11 protein-coding genes and 1 tRNA gene are annotated in these 16,704 nt (G+C 59.2%); 5 read left to right on the forward strand and 7 right to left on the reverse strand.

All coding sequences use genetic code 11. The features are described from left to right. The first annotated feature begins 237 nt into the window (after positions 1 to 237). The gene (locus J7548_RS07730) at positions 238 to 1,428 is read left to right on the forward strand and encodes a porin (protein WP_290972693.1); all 1,191 of its coding nucleotides are present in this window, start codon (positions 238 to 240) and stop codon (positions 1,426 to 1,428) included. A gap of 630 nt (positions 1,429 to 2,058) precedes the next feature. Then, on the forward strand, positions 2,059 to 3,630 hold the full coding sequence (locus J7548_RS07735; RefSeq protein WP_290972696.1) for a hypothetical protein: 1,572 nt from the start codon (positions 2,059 to 2,061) through the stop codon (positions 3,628 to 3,630). Between the two features lie 94 nt (positions 3,631 to 3,724). Here J7548_RS07735 and J7548_RS07740 read toward each other — a convergent pair whose 3' ends face one another. The 6 genes from J7548_RS07740 to J7548_RS07765 form a co-directional block, all read right to left on the reverse strand. Next, positions 3,725 to 4,864, reverse strand: coding sequence for a porin (locus J7548_RS07740; protein WP_290972699.1), 1,140 nt, complete (start codon positions 4,862 to 4,864; stop codon positions 3,725 to 3,727). A gap of 161 nt (positions 4,865 to 5,025) precedes the next feature. Next, positions 5,026 to 6,402, reverse strand: coding sequence for a sensor histidine kinase (locus tag J7548_RS07745; protein WP_290972701.1), 1,377 nt, complete (start codon positions 6,400 to 6,402; stop codon positions 5,026 to 5,028). Further along, the gene (locus J7548_RS07750; protein WP_290972702.1) at positions 6,395 to 7,072 is read right to left on the reverse strand and encodes a response regulator; all 678 of its coding nucleotides are present in this window, start codon (positions 7,070 to 7,072) and stop codon (positions 6,395 to 6,397) included. The genes J7548_RS07745 and J7548_RS07750 overlap by 8 nt, the downstream gene beginning before the upstream one ends. 311 nt (positions 7,073 to 7,383) lie before the next feature. Further along, on the reverse strand, positions 7,384 to 9,327 hold the full coding sequence (locus J7548_RS07755) for an acyltransferase family protein (protein WP_290972705.1): 1,944 nt from the start codon (positions 9,325 to 9,327) through the stop codon (positions 7,384 to 7,386). Positions 9,328 to 9,713: 386 nt separating this feature from the next. Further along, positions 9,714 to 10,913, reverse strand: a complete 1,200-nt coding sequence (locus J7548_RS07760) for an acyltransferase (protein ID WP_290972708.1) — start codon at positions 10,911 to 10,913, stop codon at positions 9,714 to 9,716. 275 nt (positions 10,914 to 11,188) lie between these two features. Next, positions 11,189 to 11,264: transfer RNA gene (locus J7548_RS07765), tRNA-Phe, on the reverse strand. A gap of 85 nt (positions 11,265 to 11,349) precedes the next feature. Here J7548_RS07765 and J7548_RS07770 point away from each other — a divergent pair. Further along, positions 11,350 to 12,582 carry an FAD-dependent monooxygenase gene (locus tag J7548_RS07770; RefSeq protein WP_290972715.1) on the forward strand — a complete coding sequence of 411 codons (1,233 nt, stop codon included), beginning with the start codon at positions 11,350 to 11,352 and terminating at the stop codon, positions 12,580 to 12,582. Between the two features lie 148 nt (positions 12,583 to 12,730). Then, positions 12,731 to 13,501 carry a DsbC family protein gene (locus tag J7548_RS07775; protein WP_290972718.1) on the forward strand — a complete coding sequence of 257 codons (771 nt, stop codon included), beginning with the start codon at positions 12,731 to 12,733 and terminating at the stop codon, positions 13,499 to 13,501. 72 nt (positions 13,502 to 13,573) lie between these two features. Here the strand turns inward: J7548_RS07775 and pth are convergent, their stop codons facing one another. Then, entirely contained in the window at positions 13,574 to 14,152 is a 579-nt protein-coding gene (pth, locus tag J7548_RS07780) for an aminoacyl-tRNA hydrolase (RefSeq protein WP_290972721.1), read from the reverse strand. A gap of 177 nt (positions 14,153 to 14,329) precedes the next feature. Here pth and J7548_RS07785 point away from each other — a divergent pair, with 177 nt between their 5' ends. Beyond that, a complete protein-coding gene (locus tag J7548_RS07785) occupies positions 14,330 to 16,681 on the forward strand; it encodes a Tex family protein (RefSeq protein ID WP_290972724.1) in 2,352 nt (783 codons plus the stop codon). The last annotated feature ends 23 nt before the right edge of the window (positions 16,682 to 16,704 follow it).

The following is a 16,704-nucleotide window of genomic DNA, read 5'->3' on the forward strand; positions in this document are numbered from 1 at the left end:
TGTTGAAATGCGGCGTCGCCGGCCCCGATGTGCCGTTGCGCCCGATCGATATGCATTGGCGCAAGCTGGTCAGTACCACGATAAAAAAATACAACAAATGCCATTTTAATTTTTTGATCCCATCTAAAAAATTGCTTCTATCCACAAAGGAGAAGTCATGGGGAATCAGAAGCTTTAATGTTTCTCCATCCGACTGAAGTACGGATCCTCAAGACTATTTTTATAGAAGGATGTCAAATGAAAAAATCACTGCTGGCACTGGCCGTCCTTGGCGCATTCGCAGGTGCTGCTCAAGCACAAAGCTCCGTTACCATCTACGGTATCGTTGATACTGGCGTTGTTTACCAAAGCAAAGTCGCCACCGGCGGCGGTAACACTGGCAGCAAGTTCAGCCTGAACTCGGGCGTCGTCCAAGGTTCGCGTATCGGCTTCAAGGGCGTTGAAGATCTGGGCGGCGGCCTGTCGGCCGTGTTCAACCTGGAGGCCGGTTTCAACAACGATACCGGCGGCCTGCAAGGCTCCGATGCGGCGACTTCCTCCAACCTGTTCCGCCGCAAGTCGGTGGTCGGCCTGGCCGGCGGTTTCGGTACCGTGCTGCTGGGGCGCCAGACTGACTTCGCCGACACCATTTCCGCCTACACCTCGGTTGCCGACTTCGGCGGCTGGACCGGTAACGTCGGCCACAACCTGGACCGCCTGGAAGGCACCCGCACCAACAACTCGATTTCCTACACCACCAACAACCTGAGCGGCTTCACCGGTAACCTGATCTATGGCTTCGGCGAAACCGCTGGCAAGACTTCCGCCGGCCAGTCCTTCGGCGCGGGCGTGAAGTACGACAACGGCCCGCTGGGCCTGGGCTTGAACTACTACCAGTCCAAGGCCAACGGCACCGCCTTCTCGTCGGATACCGCCCTGATCCCGTCGTCGAGCACCACCGCTTCGGTCAACACCCTGGACGGCACTGCCGGCAACACCGCCTACAAGGGCTGGAACCTGGTGGGTTCGTACCAGTTCGGCCCGGCGCGCGTGTACGCCAACTGGTCGCGCGTGAAGCAGGACCTCAATACCCAGGCCAATCTGACCGCCGTCGGCGTCGGCCCGCTGGATACGGTGACCAACCGTACCCTGGCGCGCGCGAACAAGGCTGACGTGTACGAAATCGGTACCGCCTACTCGCTGAGCCCGTCGCTGAAGCTGCTGGCAGCGGTGGAACACACCCGCGCCCAGTTCGACGGCGTGTCGGGCAAGGGCAAGCTGACCCAGTACAACATCGGTACCGACTACTGGCTGTCCAAGCGCACCGACCTGTATGCCTTCCTGGCGTACACGAAGGGCACCGACATGGTCAACACCGGCGTATCTGACAGCACCGGTGTCGATGGCAACCAGGCAGCCGTGGCCGTGGGTATCCGCCACAAGTTCTGATGCATTCGTCGCCCGTTGGGCGACTATGCATGAGCTTTTAAAAACAGGGGGCGCCGCATGATTTTCATGCGGTGTCCCTTTTGTTTTTTTACTCGCGAAGCTACGGAGATCGATTTTTCATTGCGATATTTTTTGCTCGGGACAAGCACGGCAATACATTCCGGATGAGTTGAAGCTGAGCCGGACGAAGGAGTTTTTCACTCTGCGCCTGGGCCATTGTTCAGGTGTGTCTTTGCAGTCCTGAACAGTAACCGCGATCTTGTAGCGGCGAATTTCTTAACAAGCATCAGCGATTCGTAATAGTCGATTGCGCCATTGAATTTTTGGCGCCGTCCGCTGCCAAAATACCGCAATCGTCAACACCGGCTCTGCCGGAATCTCCGGAAACCCGGAACCGCCACACCCAACAGAAGGCCCGACTCGGCATTGTCGCCGACCGATCACCAGGGCACAGAAATCCGACGCAGTGATATGCGCCGGCGGGGGATTCTTTTGTCTTTGATTTTACGAATCCAGGCGTCGCCACGACGCCACCTGTTGGAGAGATTTCATGCCTCACCGTCATTGCCTTTTTGTGGATCTCTCCGACGCCCATTCTCATCAAGCTTACGGAAGCGACAGGTAACCACAATGGCGACACGCGAAGAACTGGCCGTGATCAAGGCCGCACGAGCAGGCGAATCCAAAGCGCAACTGGCATTGGGCAGCCGCTACCTTTATGGCGGAACCGGACTGCCCAGAAGCAACGGCACCGCATTCTACTGGCTCAAGCGGGCGGCCCAGCAAGGGGTCGACGACGCCTGGATGATGATAGGGCGCAATATCCCTTATGAGCAGGTCAAGGACCTGTCGCCGCCGAGCGAAGCTGCGGTGTGGTACGAGAAGGCGTTCGATGCGGGCGTCACGCATGCCGGGCTCACATTTGCGCGCCTGGTGCTGGAGAACACGGAACAGTTCGACAGCAACAGTCACGCGAGGGCGATCGGCGCCTTGTCTTTCCTGGCCAGCAAGGACGACCACCAGGCGCAGTGGCTGCTGGCGCAGCAAATGCAGATGCACGGCCATGACGAGGATAGCGACGGCGCGACCGGGGAGAGGCTCAAGGCGATGCTGCCTGGCGGCGTCCTCAAGCTGGAAGACCGGTTGATCAGCGAGGCGGCACAGGCAGGCATCGAGCAGGCGCAGTACGCGTTGCTGGACAAGGCCTGGAAGAAAGCCGATTACGCGGGTTTTGCGCGCGGCGCCGCGGTACTGGTCAAGCGGCTGTTCGAACGCAATGCCGTTGCGGTAGCGCAGATGGAAAAGGAGGCGGACGTCGCCGGCGGTGTTTCCCTGTCGACCGAGGAGTCGGCCTTGCTGCTGCGGTTTGCGCAATGGCGCCTGCGGGCGCCGAAGCCGGACCTGGTCGAGATAGAGCATGCCCTGGAGCTGGCCGCCCTGGCCGGCAACACCGAGGCGCAGCTGGAACTGGGCCTGCTCTGCGCCAAGATCGACCGTGAGGGTAACCGGGTCTTCATGAAACACGGCCTGGCTAACTTCAAGAAGGCGCTGCACTGGCTGACGCTGGCCGGCGATGGCGGGGCGGCGCCGGCATGGCATGCGCTAGCCAGAATCTATTCGCGCTCGATCTACTCGCAGCGCAACCTGGAAGTCGCCCTGCGGTACCTGGAAAAGGCCGCGGACATGGGGCTGGTGGAAGCGCAATGCGAATTCGCGCAGGTCTCCTGGCGCAACCGCCGCGATGACAAGCTCAACGATGTGCGGGCGCTGTACTGGTGGCAACAGGCGGCCGGACAAGGCAACCGGCAGGCCAGGGAGGCGCTGGAGGCGTTTTCGGCGCGCGCCCATCCCAGCGCCTGGGCCGTGGCCGCCATGGGGCGCCTGGACGACAAATTCAGGAATGCCAACCCGTTCCTGAGCGCGCGGGTCGAACTGGCGGCGACGTTCGGCCTGACCAAGCCGGAGGCCTTGCTGATCGACGTGAAGCATGCCGACTACGGCCATTGCCTGGTGGTCGATATTTGCGACTGCTACGCCAGGAGCAAGCGCCGCCTGGTCGCCATCGAGACCGATGAGCAGCGATCCACATTGAATCGCATCGGCCGCCTGTTCAGCGATGTCGATTGCAGCTTCAGCGGCCTGGAAGGAAATTACCGGCAGCGGCAATACCGCCTGAAGACGTCGTTTCCCGACATCGCGTAGCGGGGATGTTCCTGTGCCGTGGAGGCGCAAAAAAACGGCGCATGGAACATGCGCCGTAACCTCAAAGACTATTTCAAGCAAGGAGATGCGGGATTCAGAAGCGGGTACGCATACCCACCGCAAGTTCGGTCTGGTTCTTGAAACCGTTGGCGGAGCCGACGCGATAATCGCCGGTGAGCTTCATGTAGTCGGCGGCGACGTACAGTTCGGTGCGCTTGGAGAGGTGGTAGAACATCGATGCGTACAGCGTCGATTTCTTGCCTGAGCTGGTTGCGGTCGAACCCGATGCGTCGCTGTAGGCGTTGAGCGTGGAATCGCCGGCCTTGTTCAAGGCCGCATTGCTGGCATTCATGACCTGGTAGCCCAGTTCGTAGTCCATCACGCCTTGCGGCGTCAGCTTGGTCGAGACGGTCCAGGCATTGTCGGTACGCTTGCCCAGCGCGCCTTGTTCGGCGGTGTAACGGAAGTAGCCGGCATTGAGGCGCACCAGCTTGTTGAGGAAGTAGCTGCCGCCCAGGGAGTAGGACTTGTGCTTTTCCGTGGTGGCGTCGACCTTGTTGTTGACGTTGGCTTCGTTGTAGAAGCCCGACACCAGGTAGCTGCTGCCGTTGTAGCCGAGCGCCAGCGACTTGGTGGAGCCGGAGTTGAGGGAGCCGGCGACTTCGCCGAACTGGTAGCCGGCGCCGGCGACGATGCCGTTGTTGAAGACTTTCTTCCAGACCAGGCCGTTATCGTAACGGGTACCCGTTGCGCTGCCGGCGTAGAAGATCATCTGCTTGAAGTTGTTGTTGTTGGTGAAGCCGCCTTCTTCGTAACCCAGCGCCTCGGAGCCGTAGGCGTCGCCATAGATCTGCGCGAAGTCGCGCGCCAGCGTGTTCTGGCGACCCAGGGTTACCTGGCCGAAGGTGTTCTTGTCTGCGAGGCCGACCCACGAATCGCGGTTGAACAGCACGCCCGGGGTATCCATTTCGCCGGTGCCGACCACGAATTCCGCTTCCAGCTTGAAGATGGCGCTCATGCCGCCGCCCAGGTCTTCATTGCCCTTGAAGCCGAGCCGGTTGCCGCTGAAGTAGGCGGTCGAGATGCCGGTCAGGCGGTGGCCGCTGGCGTCGGCATTGTTCTTGGTGCTGATGGTGGCATCGATCAAGCCATAGATGGTCACGCTCGATTGCGCCTGTGCGCTGCCGACGCCCAGCAGGGCGAGTGCTGCCATTCCGGCAATTTTGGTCTTCATGTGGTGGTCTCCAATTATTCGGGTTTGTTTGCGCTGGGCCGGCTGCAGCCCAGTGGAGCCACTATAAAATTTTGATTCTTACGACTGGCTTTCAGTTTTCGCCGCGGCTGTCTTGTTTTCGCAACGAGGTGGCGCGCGATATCAATGCGGCAACCCCGCGCTCATTGCCGGACGGGAATGGTGACGGTCACGGTCAGGCCGCGCTGTTCGTCGGAGGACGAGAGCGCGACGACGGCGCCGATGGCTGCCGCGATCTCGGCCACGATGGCCAAACCGAGGCCGGTGCCGTCAGGCTGGCCGGAGCTGAGGCGGTAGAAGCGTTCGAACACGCGCTGCCGCTCTTGCTCCGGGATGCCGGGGCCATTGTCGGCCACTTTCAGGACAATCGCCGCCTCGTTCCTTGCGAGCGATACCGTGACGATGCCGCCGCGAGGCGTATAGCGCAGGGCATTGTCGACCAGGTTGGAGACCAGTTCGTGCAGCATCCCGTTTCCGACGGTCACGCTGTCATATGCGCAATCGAAACCGAGGTCGATGCGCTTCTCCTGCGCGAACATGGCGAATTCTTCCAGGGTCTGCTGCACCACCGCGACCAGGTCGATTTCTTCCTCGCCTGCGCCGCCCCGCTTGTCGCCGGCGGCTTCCGCGCTGGACAGGAGCAGCAATTGGTTGACCAGGCGGATGCCATGCTGCAGCGAGATATCCATGCCGCGCAGCGCGGCATCCTTGCCCTGGAGATCGCCGCTGCGCAAGCCGTAGTCGACCTGGGTGGCCAGCACCGTCAAGGGCGTGCGCAACTGGTGGGAGGCATTGGCAATGAAGCGGCTATGCGCGGCCATATGCTCGTCCAGGCGCGTGACGTAGTGATTGACGGCATCGACGATCGGGACCAGTTCATCCGGGATGTTCAGCTTGGCGAGCGGTTCGAGCGAATCGGGCTTGCGATGCTGCATATGGTCCCGCAGTTGCATCGCCGGCGCCAGCGCGCTGCGCACGCCCAGGCCGAGCAGCACCGCGACGAATACCAGGATCAGCGAATGCTGCAGGACCGCGTGTTCCCAGATCTGGTCGGAAAAGATCTTGTGGGCCTGCAGGGTTTGCGCGACTTCGACGATGACCAGTTCGTCATCCGGCGCGGCAATGACGGATTTCCCATAAGCGGAAATGCGCACCTTCTCGCCCCGGAAGCTTGCGGTGAAGAAGATCGATGATTCCGGGCTCAGCTTGTCGGGCGGCAGGGGCAGGTCGTCCGATCCCGCCAGCAAGGTGCCGTTGGCGGCGGTGACCCGGTAATAGACATGGTCGTGGGCGCTCGACTGGAACAGCTCCAGCGCCGACGGCGGGACCTCCACCTGGAAAATGCCGTCGTCATAGCGTATCTGTTCGGCGATGATGCGGGCCGAACCGAGCAGCAGGCGGTCGTGGGTGGCGGTGGCCATGTCTACCGCGTTGCGATAGGTGACCCAGCTGCTGACTGCGACGAAGATGCCTAGCGGGAGCAGCAGCCACAGCAGGAGCTGGCTGCGCAGGCTAGTCAAGCTGGCCGCTCTGCTTGAGGATATAGCCCAGGCCGCGCAAGGTCACGATGGCCACGTCGCTGTTGGCCAGTTTCTTGCGCAAGCGGTGGATATAGACTTCGATCGCTTCGGAAGAGGCCGACTCGTTCATGGCGAACAAGGTGTCGGAGATCATCTTCTTGCTTACCGTCTTGCCTGATTTCAGCATCAGGGTTTCCAGCACGGCGTGCTCGCGCGGCGGCAGCGACAGCATCGCCGCGTCGAGCGTGAAGGCGCGGGTATTGCTGTCGTAGAGCAGGGAGCCGCATTGCCAATGCGGGCAGGGGTGCTGTTCGGAGCGGCGCAGCAGGGCGCGCATCCGGGCTTCCAGTTCCTTGACGGCGAAAGGCTTGCCCAGGTAGTCGTCGGCGCCCAGGTCGAGGCTGACCACGCGGCCCTCGACCGAGTTGTTGGCCGTCAGCATCAGTACCGGGACGGTACTGGCGCGTGCGCGCAACCGTTTGACGACTTCGTTCCCATTGAGCTTGGGCAAGGAAATGTCGAGCACGACCAGATCGTATTGTTGCGTCAGCAGCAGGTGATCGGCGCCCTCTCCATCGTAGACGCAATCGACCGAAAAATTGCTGCGCTCGAAGGTCAGCGACAGCCAGTCGGCCAGCGGCCTGTGATCCTCGGCCAGAAGAATGCGCATGGTGTCTCCATCTTTGTAGTTATTGCGCCGCCAACATTGTCGAGCTGGGCCAGCTCACGGCTACATATTCCTCGTAAGCTAGTAGACAATACTTAGGAAATGCTGAGGATTGCGGGGGCGGGATGATAAAAGCGCTTTGGAGTGTGCGGTTGTCAGTGTATTGACAGGTATGCCGCATAGTTTGCGGCCTTTTACACTCAAGGATGTGGTTTCCTGACTATAAAAACAGAAACGCCAACCATCGATGGTTGGCGTTTCTGTATATTGAAACATCGCAATATATCTGATGATTCTCTCGCCGGCTTCCGGCATCAATGCGGTTTTTGCAAGATGAGCGGCTCCAGCCATTTTGCAATATATTCCGATCCCGTTACCGACAAGTGGTCATAGTCTCGGTACAGCAGTTTTCCGTTTTGCATGATCGGGCATTGCCTGTCGTCGCAAAGCTTTGTTGCGCTGTCGAAGACTTGCACTTGAGGGAAATCTTTCAGGATGCGTGTAACGATCTCGCGGTAGTCATGTGTTTTTTCGTCAAATGCCTGTCGGGAAATGGCGCAGTTTCCGATTGCAGATATGCTGGGGCGCAATGGCAAGTGGATATCGAGGCAGTATTTGGGATGGAATTCGAGTATGGGGATATCCAGCACGAAGACGATGCGTTTGCCCTTGTTGGTCAAGCGTGTCAGGATTTCCCGCAAGGCTTGCTCCGAGGCGGCCTTGAGAGACGGTTCGAAATAAATATCCCAGCGCGCCGAGATGACTACGGTACGAATGTCATCGCTTGTGGCGGCTGAAAAAATGCGATTTTTGTTAGCGAGGCAATCGGTTCGCTTGGGGTCGGCAGATACGCCGGAAAATCCTAGGCAAGCCCCCATCGAGCGTACCGTGATGATTTCCTTCGTTCCAGAGGAGGCAGAGGTCAAGCCATCGAACAAATGCCAGGCATGGGAGTCTCCCAAGAGGAATATGGTGGGTTTCCCTGCTTTCGATTGCCGGCAGAATTCGATACCTTGTCCATCGGCAGCTTGGCAAATAGGGTCTGCGTTACCTGTGAACACAGGTTCCAATTCGTAATTCGACGGCAACCGGAACGATAAGCCGTTTCTTTCGAAGTCGTTGTAGCCGATGTAGCCAACGGCTGCTAAAACCAGAACGAGCGTAACCGGTATTGCCCAAGTGTTGCGTCCAAAGCGAATGGGCTTTTCCAACAGGCGATATGTAAGCCAGGCCAGCAAGAAGCTCAAGGCGACGGCGGCCATGCGAATGCGGGATGACGGTGTGGTCGCTGTGATGATATGGGCGAACGACAATAGCGGCCAATGCCATAGGTAAAGAGGATAGCTGATCAGGCCTACCCAGACCATCAGGCGATTGCCCAGTATGTGACGATTTACCCAGGCTTGTGGCCCGGACAGGACCAGCAATGCCGCACCAGTCACGGGCAGGAGCGCCCACCATCCGGGGAATAGGCTGTTCCTGTCGATGGTCCCCAATGCCGCGACAATCAGTGCCAGGCCGAATCCGGACAGGATATGGTTCGCTTTGGCATCGCCCCCGGAAAGCCACTTTGTGATGGTGCTATTGAGGCGCGTGGTTGCTAGCGCGCATGTTGCGCCGGCCAGCAATTCCCAGACGCGCGTTGCGGGATGATAGAAGGTTCCGGAGGCATCTTCATGTATCCACCATACATTCAAGCCGAAAGAGATCACCATGAGCACCAGAACCATGGCGCGCATATTTAGATTGCTTCTCCAGATGGCCCAGGCCAGCAAGGGGTAAAAAAGGTAGAACTGCTCTTCAACCGACAGGGACCAGAGATGAAGGAGCGGTTTGAGGTCCGATGCCACATCAAAATAGCCCGATTCTTTCCACAATACGAAGTTTTGTACGAAGCCTGCGCCGGCAGCCATATGCTTGCCCAGTTGTTTGTATTCGTCCGGCAGCAATGAGAACCAGCCGACGATGAAACAGGTCGTGAGTACCAGGGCCAGCGCGGGGAAAATGCGCTTGATGCGGTGCAGATAGAAGTTCGTGAAAGAGAACGTGTTCTTTTCCATTCCCCGGAAGATGATCGAGGAAATCAGGAAGCCGGAGATGACGAAGAAGATATCGACGCCGACGAAACCGCCGTGCAATAGGTTGGGAAAAGCGTGGAAGCAAACGACGGAGAGGATGGCGACCGCTCTCAGTCCATCAATATCAGGTCGATAGGCAAGCGGCATATCGCGCTTGACTGCCGGTTCGGCAACTTTCATTTCCCCCGCATCCCCGTTTTTATATGTAAGGCCGTTTATCAGGCGTCTGGAATCTGGAAATCCTGGGTAATCCAGAGAGCCAAGCCCGATTTATATATTGTGATGAATAAGATAAAAAAGAAAAACGCCAACCGGTGAGGGCTGGCGTTTTCAGGACGTTCTTGACGGCCTGGAGTGGGATCGAACCACCGGCACAAGGATTTCAATCCGTACAGCACCAATGCTATGAAACGGCGATAGCCTCATTTCAATCGATTGGCATCTTGTGGCGCAGCAACGATCGGCATTATATAGCATTGCCGTTGTCGGCTGGCCCACGAAGCCCTGAATGGTTGCGACCTGTTGATAAAAGACATCAGGCTTTTACGGAAGGTCAGTGTGTCGCTTCATGATTTCGGCGGATTGGGATAGAGTCGGACCAAATTCCTCACACCGGATTCGGCACCGCGCAAGATCAGTCTTGCTATCTTTTTTGATAAGACGACGCTGGTTTTTTCAACTGGGATCAGGCCGATACTGGCAATGAGACAGATAGTTACGGTCGAGAAAAAAATAAGGAAGCAAGAGTGAAGGTTGGATAAGCCAAACCTTGGAAGGTGAATGGCTAAATACGATGACCAGGAGCAAATGACCAGGATCTGAATTAGATACAGGGGAAATGAAATTTTCCCCAAAAATTCAGAAATACGTGTTGAAAAAAACGACTTCAGCCAAGAAGAGAAGGATACCGAGAAAACAATCGCAGTCGCGATCAAGAAAGTAATTTTGTCGTTCCCGCGGAAGAAGGTCGAGGCAATAGCCGCAATAGCAAAGATACACAGCAAAACGATTTGAGAGGGACATTTGTAGATGGCCATATCCCCAGACTGGTATTTTTTATTCAATTCGGCGATGACGTATCCCGCGACGAAGCAAGCGTAGAGTGTTTCAAATAGATACAAGGCCAAGCCGAGTATTCCAATGATTTTCCATTGGATTTTTTCAGTTTTTCTGAATACTGCAAGATACAAGTAAATAAAAAACGATCCATACAATTCGGTTCGCATCGTCCATAAGCTGGAATTGTATGTGCCTGCATCATCGTATTTTAGAAAGACGTCGTGAAGCGAGAATTTAAGTGCCTTAAGGAAGTTGGCATCAAAGTTATAAAATGTCCCAAGCCAATTGGCATATGCAGGTTCTGCTCTGGTCGCTTCTACGTTGAAAAACAAGCCGAATTTTAATAAAAGGTAGGCAATGCAACTGGTAAACAGAATGGGGATCATCAGTCGGAAGTACCGTGCCGCCGCGGCAAGTCCCAAATTCCGTTTTGGCGGGACTAAATGAGCGGCGCTGAGGGCGTATCCTGAAAGCACAAAGAAAATCAGAACGGCAAGATGCCCATCGGTGACGAATCGCAAAAAAACACCAAAGATGAAGCCCCAGTAGTGATGATCGGCGATATCGCTCATCAACTTCTCTTTGTTGAAATGAAGCTGTGGCGTAAATATCGCCAAGAAGTTTGCGACAAGGTGCGAGAGCAAGACCATGAGCGATGCCCAGCCCCTTATGCCGTCAAGGAAAATAACGCGGATTGAGTTTTTCACCAAAGTCTCATTGTCTTGTTTTGACCATATTGGATGTTCAGTATGGTTACCAACGATTTTATCAATCGGGTTGTGTAATGCGTATCGGAAGCTGATTGGTGAGCGCTGAACGTTGCCGCTTTCGTCGAACTACGGAAATGGATGAATTTGCTTGTTAAGGAGAGGGGGGGGGCAAAAGCCGAAGTACGGGTTAAGCCGAGGACAAGGCAAGCATATGGATTTTTCTGTCTCGGAAATGAAAAACGCCAACCCGAAGGTTGGCGTTTTTTATAACTTGGTGGCCCGGGGCGGAATCGAACCACCGACACAAGGATTTTCAATCCTCTGCTCTACCGACTGAGCTACCAGGCCAAGACGGAGAATTATAGCAAAGAAAAAAAATAGCGCAAGGACTTTCTCAAAAATAATTTACGGGGCCGAGTTTATAATGCCTCCCATGACTTCCAACACCCAATCCATCACTGCTTCGCCGGCCGCTGCCGGTACCGATATCTGCATCGTCGGCAACGGCGCGGTAGGCAAGGCCGCCGCGCTCGGGCTGGCGCAGGCGGGTTTGCGGGTGACGCTGTTGGCGCCGCCGGCGCGCCAGGCGGTGACGGATGCGGCCAGTTGGGATGTGCGCGTATATGCGCTGAACCATACTGCGCGCCGGCTGCTGTCGTCGGTGCGGGTCTGGGAGGCGATGGATGCCGGGCGCATCGCGCCGGTGGATAACATGACGGTGTTCGGAGACGGCGCGCCGGAGCAGGGCGGCGCAGGTTCGTTGTCCTTCGATGCCTACGGCGCGCACACCGATGCGCTGGCGTGGATCGTCGAAGACCGCAACCTGGATGCCGCGCTCAATGCCGCGTTGCGTTTCGCGCCCAATGTGAAACTGGTGCAGGGGCGGGCGGCGGCGTTGTCGGTGTCAGCCGATGCGGCCACGATCGCGCTCGAATCCGGCGAAAGCATTGCGGCATCGCTGGTGGTGGGCGCCGATGGCGGCCATTCGTGGGTGCGCGGGCAATGCGACATCGGACTCGATTACCGCGCCTACGGCCAGCGCGCCATCGTCACCAATTTCAGTTGCGAGAAGCCGCACCTGGGCGTGGCCTACCAATGGTTCAGTCCCGCCGAGGGCGTGATCGCGCTGTTGCCGTTGCCGGGCGACCGGGTTTCCCTGGTGTGGTCGGCGCCGGATGTATTGGCCGGGCAATTGCTGGCGCTGCCGGCGTCGGAACTGGCGCAGCGTTTGGCGGCCTGGGCCGGGCCGGTGCTGGGGGCGCTCGCGCCCTTGCAGCCGGAAGTGGTCAAGGCTTTCCCGCTGGCGCTGATCAAGCCGCACGCGATGATCGCCGAGCGCGTGGCGTTGGTCGGCGATGCCGCGCATGTGGTTCATCCGATGGCCGGCCACGGCATGAACCTGGGCTTTGCCGACGTATCGGCATTGGTCGATACGCTGGCCGCGCGCGAGCCGCAATACGACTGCGGCGACAGCCGCGTGCTGCGCCGCTATGCGCGTGCGCGCAAGGAAGAAGTCTTGCTGATGCAGCTGGCCACCGATGGCCTGAACCGTATTTTTTCCAGCGAAGCCGAGCCGTTGCGCGTCGCGCGCAATATCGGAATGAACCTGGTCAACCATCTGCCTGTCTTAAAACGCCGGCTGATCGTGCACGCACTGGGGAAGTGAGTGCGTGCGGCCGATTTGAGGTAAGGTGATGCGCTTGGCCGTTTGGCGGTCGCGGCGCTCTCCTTCCGCCCCTAACCCGTTAATTAACCCCCTTTCCTTGAGGCGGCCGACAGGTTTGCCCAGGCATTTGATTTGGATCAGGACTGACATGAATAATTTTCTGAGCGCCGGCCCGGCGCGCAAGCTGCGCCGTATCTGCATGGCCGTGGCGGTATTGGCATCGACGGTGGCGGGCGTTTCGGCCCACGCGCAGGCCGAGGCGGCCGACAGCACCGAGGCCACCATCAAGAAGCTGATCGAGCCGCGCCTGGGCAAGGATGCCAAGGTCGATGCGGTGACCAAGACCCCGTATGCCGGCCTGTATGAGATCCAGATCGACGGCGACGTGATCTATACCGACGCCAAGGCGCAATACCTGTTCATCGGGCGCGTGGTCGATTCGCAGACCTACCGCGACTTCACCAAGGAAAAGATCGAAGCCATCAACAAGGTGCCTTTCGCCGGCCTGCCGCTGGACAAGGCGATCAAGACCGTCAAGGGCAACGGCAAGCGCGTGATGGCGATCTTCGAGGATCCGAACTGCATCTACTGCAAGCGCCTGCACAAGACGCTGCAGGAGGTCGACAACATCACCGTCTATACCTTCCAGTACAACATCCTGTCGCCGGATTCCATCTCCAAATCGCGCAACATCTGGTGCGCGCCCAACCCGAGCCGTGCCTGGAGCGACTGGATGCTCAACGGCAAGGAAGCCCCGGTGGCCGCCGCCAGCTGCAATGCCCCGCATGAGGACGTGCTGGCGCTGGGCAAGAAGATGAAGGTCACCGGCACGCCGACCATCATCTTCACCGACGGCTCGCGCGTGCCGGGCGCGATCGACGCCAAGGCGCTGGAGCAGAAGCTGTCTTCGCTGAAGTAATCAGTATGCAATGAACAAGGGGCGGCCGTATGACGGTCGCCCCTTGTTGTTGATGCGCCTGTATGCGCTTCTTTATTTTCCGGTATGCAGTTCCATCATCGCCGCTTCGAACTTGCCCTGGCACAGCAGCGGGATCACACCCAGGCTCTTGTCCAGCGCTTCGTTGATCAATGCCTGCTCGTCCTTGCGCGGACGGTGCAGCACGAAATCGGCCACCGGCTGCTGCAGGCCCAGCGTGCGCGGATGGCCGATGCCCAGGCGCAGGCGCCAGTAGTCCTGCGTGCCGAGCGCCGCGGTGATGTCCTTCAGGCCGTTGTGGCCGCCGGAGGAGCCGCCTTTCTTGATGCGCGCCACGCCCGGCGCCAGGTCGAGCTCGTCATGCACCACCAGCACTTCGTCGGGCTCGATCTTGTAGAAGCGCGCCAGTGCGCCGACCGATTGCCCGGAACGGTTCATGTAGGTCTGCGGTTCCAGCAGCCAGACTTCGTTGCCGGACACCTGGGTCTTGAGCGCCAGCGCGTTGAAGCGCGCCTCGCGCGCCAGGCGCACCGGGCCGGCCAGGTTGTCGACCAGCCAGAAGCCGGCGTTGTGCCGGGTTTGTTCGTATTCGGGGCCGGGGTTGCCGAGGCCGACGATGAGACGGATGGACATATTGCAAAAATGGACAGAAGTACGCCGGTGATTCGGCAAGTAAAGCGGGGATTATCCCGAGTTTGCCGTTCCGCGTCCAATCTCGCCGGTCTTGTCAAGATTGGCGCATGTGCTTGAATTGCGTATCATCCAACGCTTGTTTTTCTTTACTGTTTTTATTGTTGACTGGGTTTCACAATGCTGCCTTCTATCGAACAACGACTCGCCCTTGAACTCGTCGCCAAGCCGGTTCAGGTCGCTGCCGCCATCGCCTTGCTGGACGAAGGTGCAACCGTCCCCTTCATCGCCCGCTACCGCAAGGAAGTGACCGGCGGCCTGGACGATACGCAACTGCGCCTGCTGGAAGAGCGCCTGCGCTACCTGCGCGAGCTGGAGGCCCGCCGTGCCGCGATCATCGCCTCGATCGAAGAGCAGGGCAAGATGACGCCGGTGCTGCTGGACGCCATCGTCCACGCGGAAGACAAGACCCGCCTGGAAGACCTGTACCTGCCCTACAAGCCCAAGCGCCGCACCAAGGCGCAGATCGCCGCCGAAGCCGGCCTGACCGAACTGGCCGATGCGTTGCTGAACGATCCCACGTTGAATCCCGAAGAAGAAGCCGCCAAGTACATCAAGCCGGCCTTCACCACCGACAACGGCGACAATCCCGGCGTGCCCGATGCCAAGGCGGCGCTGGACGGCGCGCGCCAGATCCTGATGGAGCGCTTCTCGGAAGATGCCCAGCTGCTGCAGAGCCTGCGCGAATACCTGACCGAACACGGCGTGGTCGAATCGAAAGTGGTGGAAGGCAAGCAGGATGCCGGCGAAAAGTTCGCCGACTACTTCGACTACTCCGAGACCTTCGGCACGATTCCCTCACACCGCGCGCTGGCCCTGTTCCGCGGCCGCCGCGAAGAGATGCTGAACGTCGTGCTGCGCCTGGACAGCGAAGAGGAAAAGCCGAAGTGGGATGCCCCGCACAACCCTTGCGAAGGCCGCATCGCCGCGCGCTTCGGCGTTTCCAACAAGGGGCGCGCCGCCGACAAGTGGCTGTCCGACACGGTGCGCTGGGCCTGGCGCGTGAAGGTGTTCATGCACCTGGAGACCGAACTGATGACCAAGCTGCGCGAAGAGGCCGAGCTTGAGGCCATCAACGTCTTCGCCCGCAATCTGAAGGACCTGCTGCTGGCCGCGCCTGCCGGCCCGCGCGCCACCATGGGCCTGGACCCGGGCCTGCGCACCGGCGTCAAGGTCGCCATCGTCGACGCCACCGGCAAGGTGGTCGCCACCGACACCATCTACCCGCACCAGCCGCGCAACGACTGGCATGGTTCGCTGCACACGCTGTCGCAGCTGGCCGAGAAGCACAAGGTGTCGCTGATCTCGATCGGCAACGGCACCGCTTCGCGCGAGACCGACAAGCTGGCGCAGGACCTGATCAAGCTGCGCCCGGAACTGAAGCTGACCAAGATCGTGGTGTCGGAAGCCGGCGCTTCGGTGTATTCGGCCTCCGAATTCGCTTCCAAGGAATTGCCTGAACTGGACGTGTCGCTGCGCGGCGCGGTCTCGATCGCGCGCCGCCTGCAAGATCCGCTGGCCGAGCTGGTCAAGATCGATCCCAAGTCGATTGGCGTCGGCCAGTACCAGCATGACGTCAGCCAGACCCAACTGGCGCGTTCGCTGGACGCCGTGGTGGAGGATTGCGTCAACGCCGTCGGCGTCGATGTGAACACCGCCTCGGCGCCGCTGTTGGCGCGCGTGTCGGGCCTGAATGCCAGCGTGGCGCAGAGCATCGTTTCCTACCGCGACATGAAGGGCATGTTCGCCTCGCGCGCTGCGCTGCGCGAGGTGCCGCGCCTGGGCGACAAGACCTTCGAGCAGGCCGCTGGCTTCCTGCGCGTGATGAACGGCGAGAACCCGCTGGACGCGTCCGCGGTGCATCCGGAATCGTATCCGCTGGTGGAAAAGATCCTGGCCGACATCAAGAAGGACGTGAAGGGCGTGATCGGCCAGACCTCGCTGCTGAAAGGACTGTCGCCGGCCAAGTATGCCGACGAGAAATTCGGCGTACCCACCGTCACCGACATCCTGAAGGAACTCGACAAGCCGGGCCGCGACCCGCGTCCGGAATTCACCACCGCCACCTTCAAGGAAGGCGTGGAAGAGATCAAGGATTTGCGTCCGGACATGATCCTCGAAGGCGTGGTGACCAACGTGGCGGCCTTCGGCGCCTTCGTCGACATCGGCGTGCACCAGGACGGCCTGGTGCACATCTCGGCGCTGTCGAACACCTTCGTCAAGGATCCGCATACCGTGGTCAAGGCCGGCCAGGTGGTCAAGGTCAAGGTGCTGGAAGTGGACGAGAAGCGCAAGCGTATCGCCCTGACCATGCGCCTGAACGACACCGCGCCGGCGCCGGGGGCGCGCAACGAGCAGCGCGGCGACCGCAACGATGCGCGCCGTTTGTCGCAGTACCAGAACCAGCGCTCGCGCGAGCAGGCGCCGGCCAACAATGCGATGGCGGCGGCGTTTGCTAAATTGAAGGGCTGAGTTTGCCGGCGGAAGGATTGCGC

This window comes from Herbaspirillum sp., assembly GCF_017744395.1.
In the GTDB taxonomy this organism is placed as follows: Bacteria; Pseudomonadota; Gammaproteobacteria; order Burkholderiales; family Burkholderiaceae_D; genus Herbaspirillum.

Excerpts from the sequence above, each read along its gene's own strand:
- J7548_RS07775 (WP_290972718.1), top strand. The coding sequence starts at position 12,731 with ATGAATAATTTTCTGAGCGCCGGCCCGGCGCGCAAGCTGCGCCGTATC.
- J7548_RS07755 (WP_290972705.1), bottom strand. The coding sequence starts at position 9,327 with ATGAAAGTTGCCGAACCGGCAGTCAAGCGCGATATGCCGCTTGCCTAT.
- J7548_RS07735 (WP_290972696.1), top strand. The coding sequence starts at position 2,059 with ATGGCGACACGCGAAGAACTGGCCGTGATCAAGGCCGCACGAGCAGGC.
- J7548_RS07730 (WP_290972693.1), top strand. The coding sequence starts at position 238 with ATGAAAAAATCACTGCTGGCACTGGCCGTCCTTGGCGCATTCGCAGGT.
- J7548_RS07740 (WP_290972699.1), bottom strand. The coding sequence starts at position 4,864 with ATGAAGACCAAAATTGCCGGAATGGCAGCACTCGCCCTGCTGGGCGTC.
- J7548_RS07750 (WP_290972702.1), bottom strand. The coding sequence starts at position 7,072 with ATGCGCATTCTTCTGGCCGAGGATCACAGGCCGCTGGCCGACTGGCTG.
- J7548_RS07770 (WP_290972715.1), top strand. The coding sequence starts at position 11,350 with ATGACTTCCAACACCCAATCCATCACTGCTTCGCCGGCCGCTGCCGGT.
- J7548_RS07785 (WP_290972724.1), top strand. The coding sequence starts at position 14,330 with ATGCTGCCTTCTATCGAACAACGACTCGCCCTTGAACTCGTCGCCAAG.
- pth (WP_290972721.1), bottom strand. The coding sequence starts at position 14,152 with ATGTCCATCCGTCTCATCGTCGGCCTCGGCAACCCCGGCCCCGAATAC.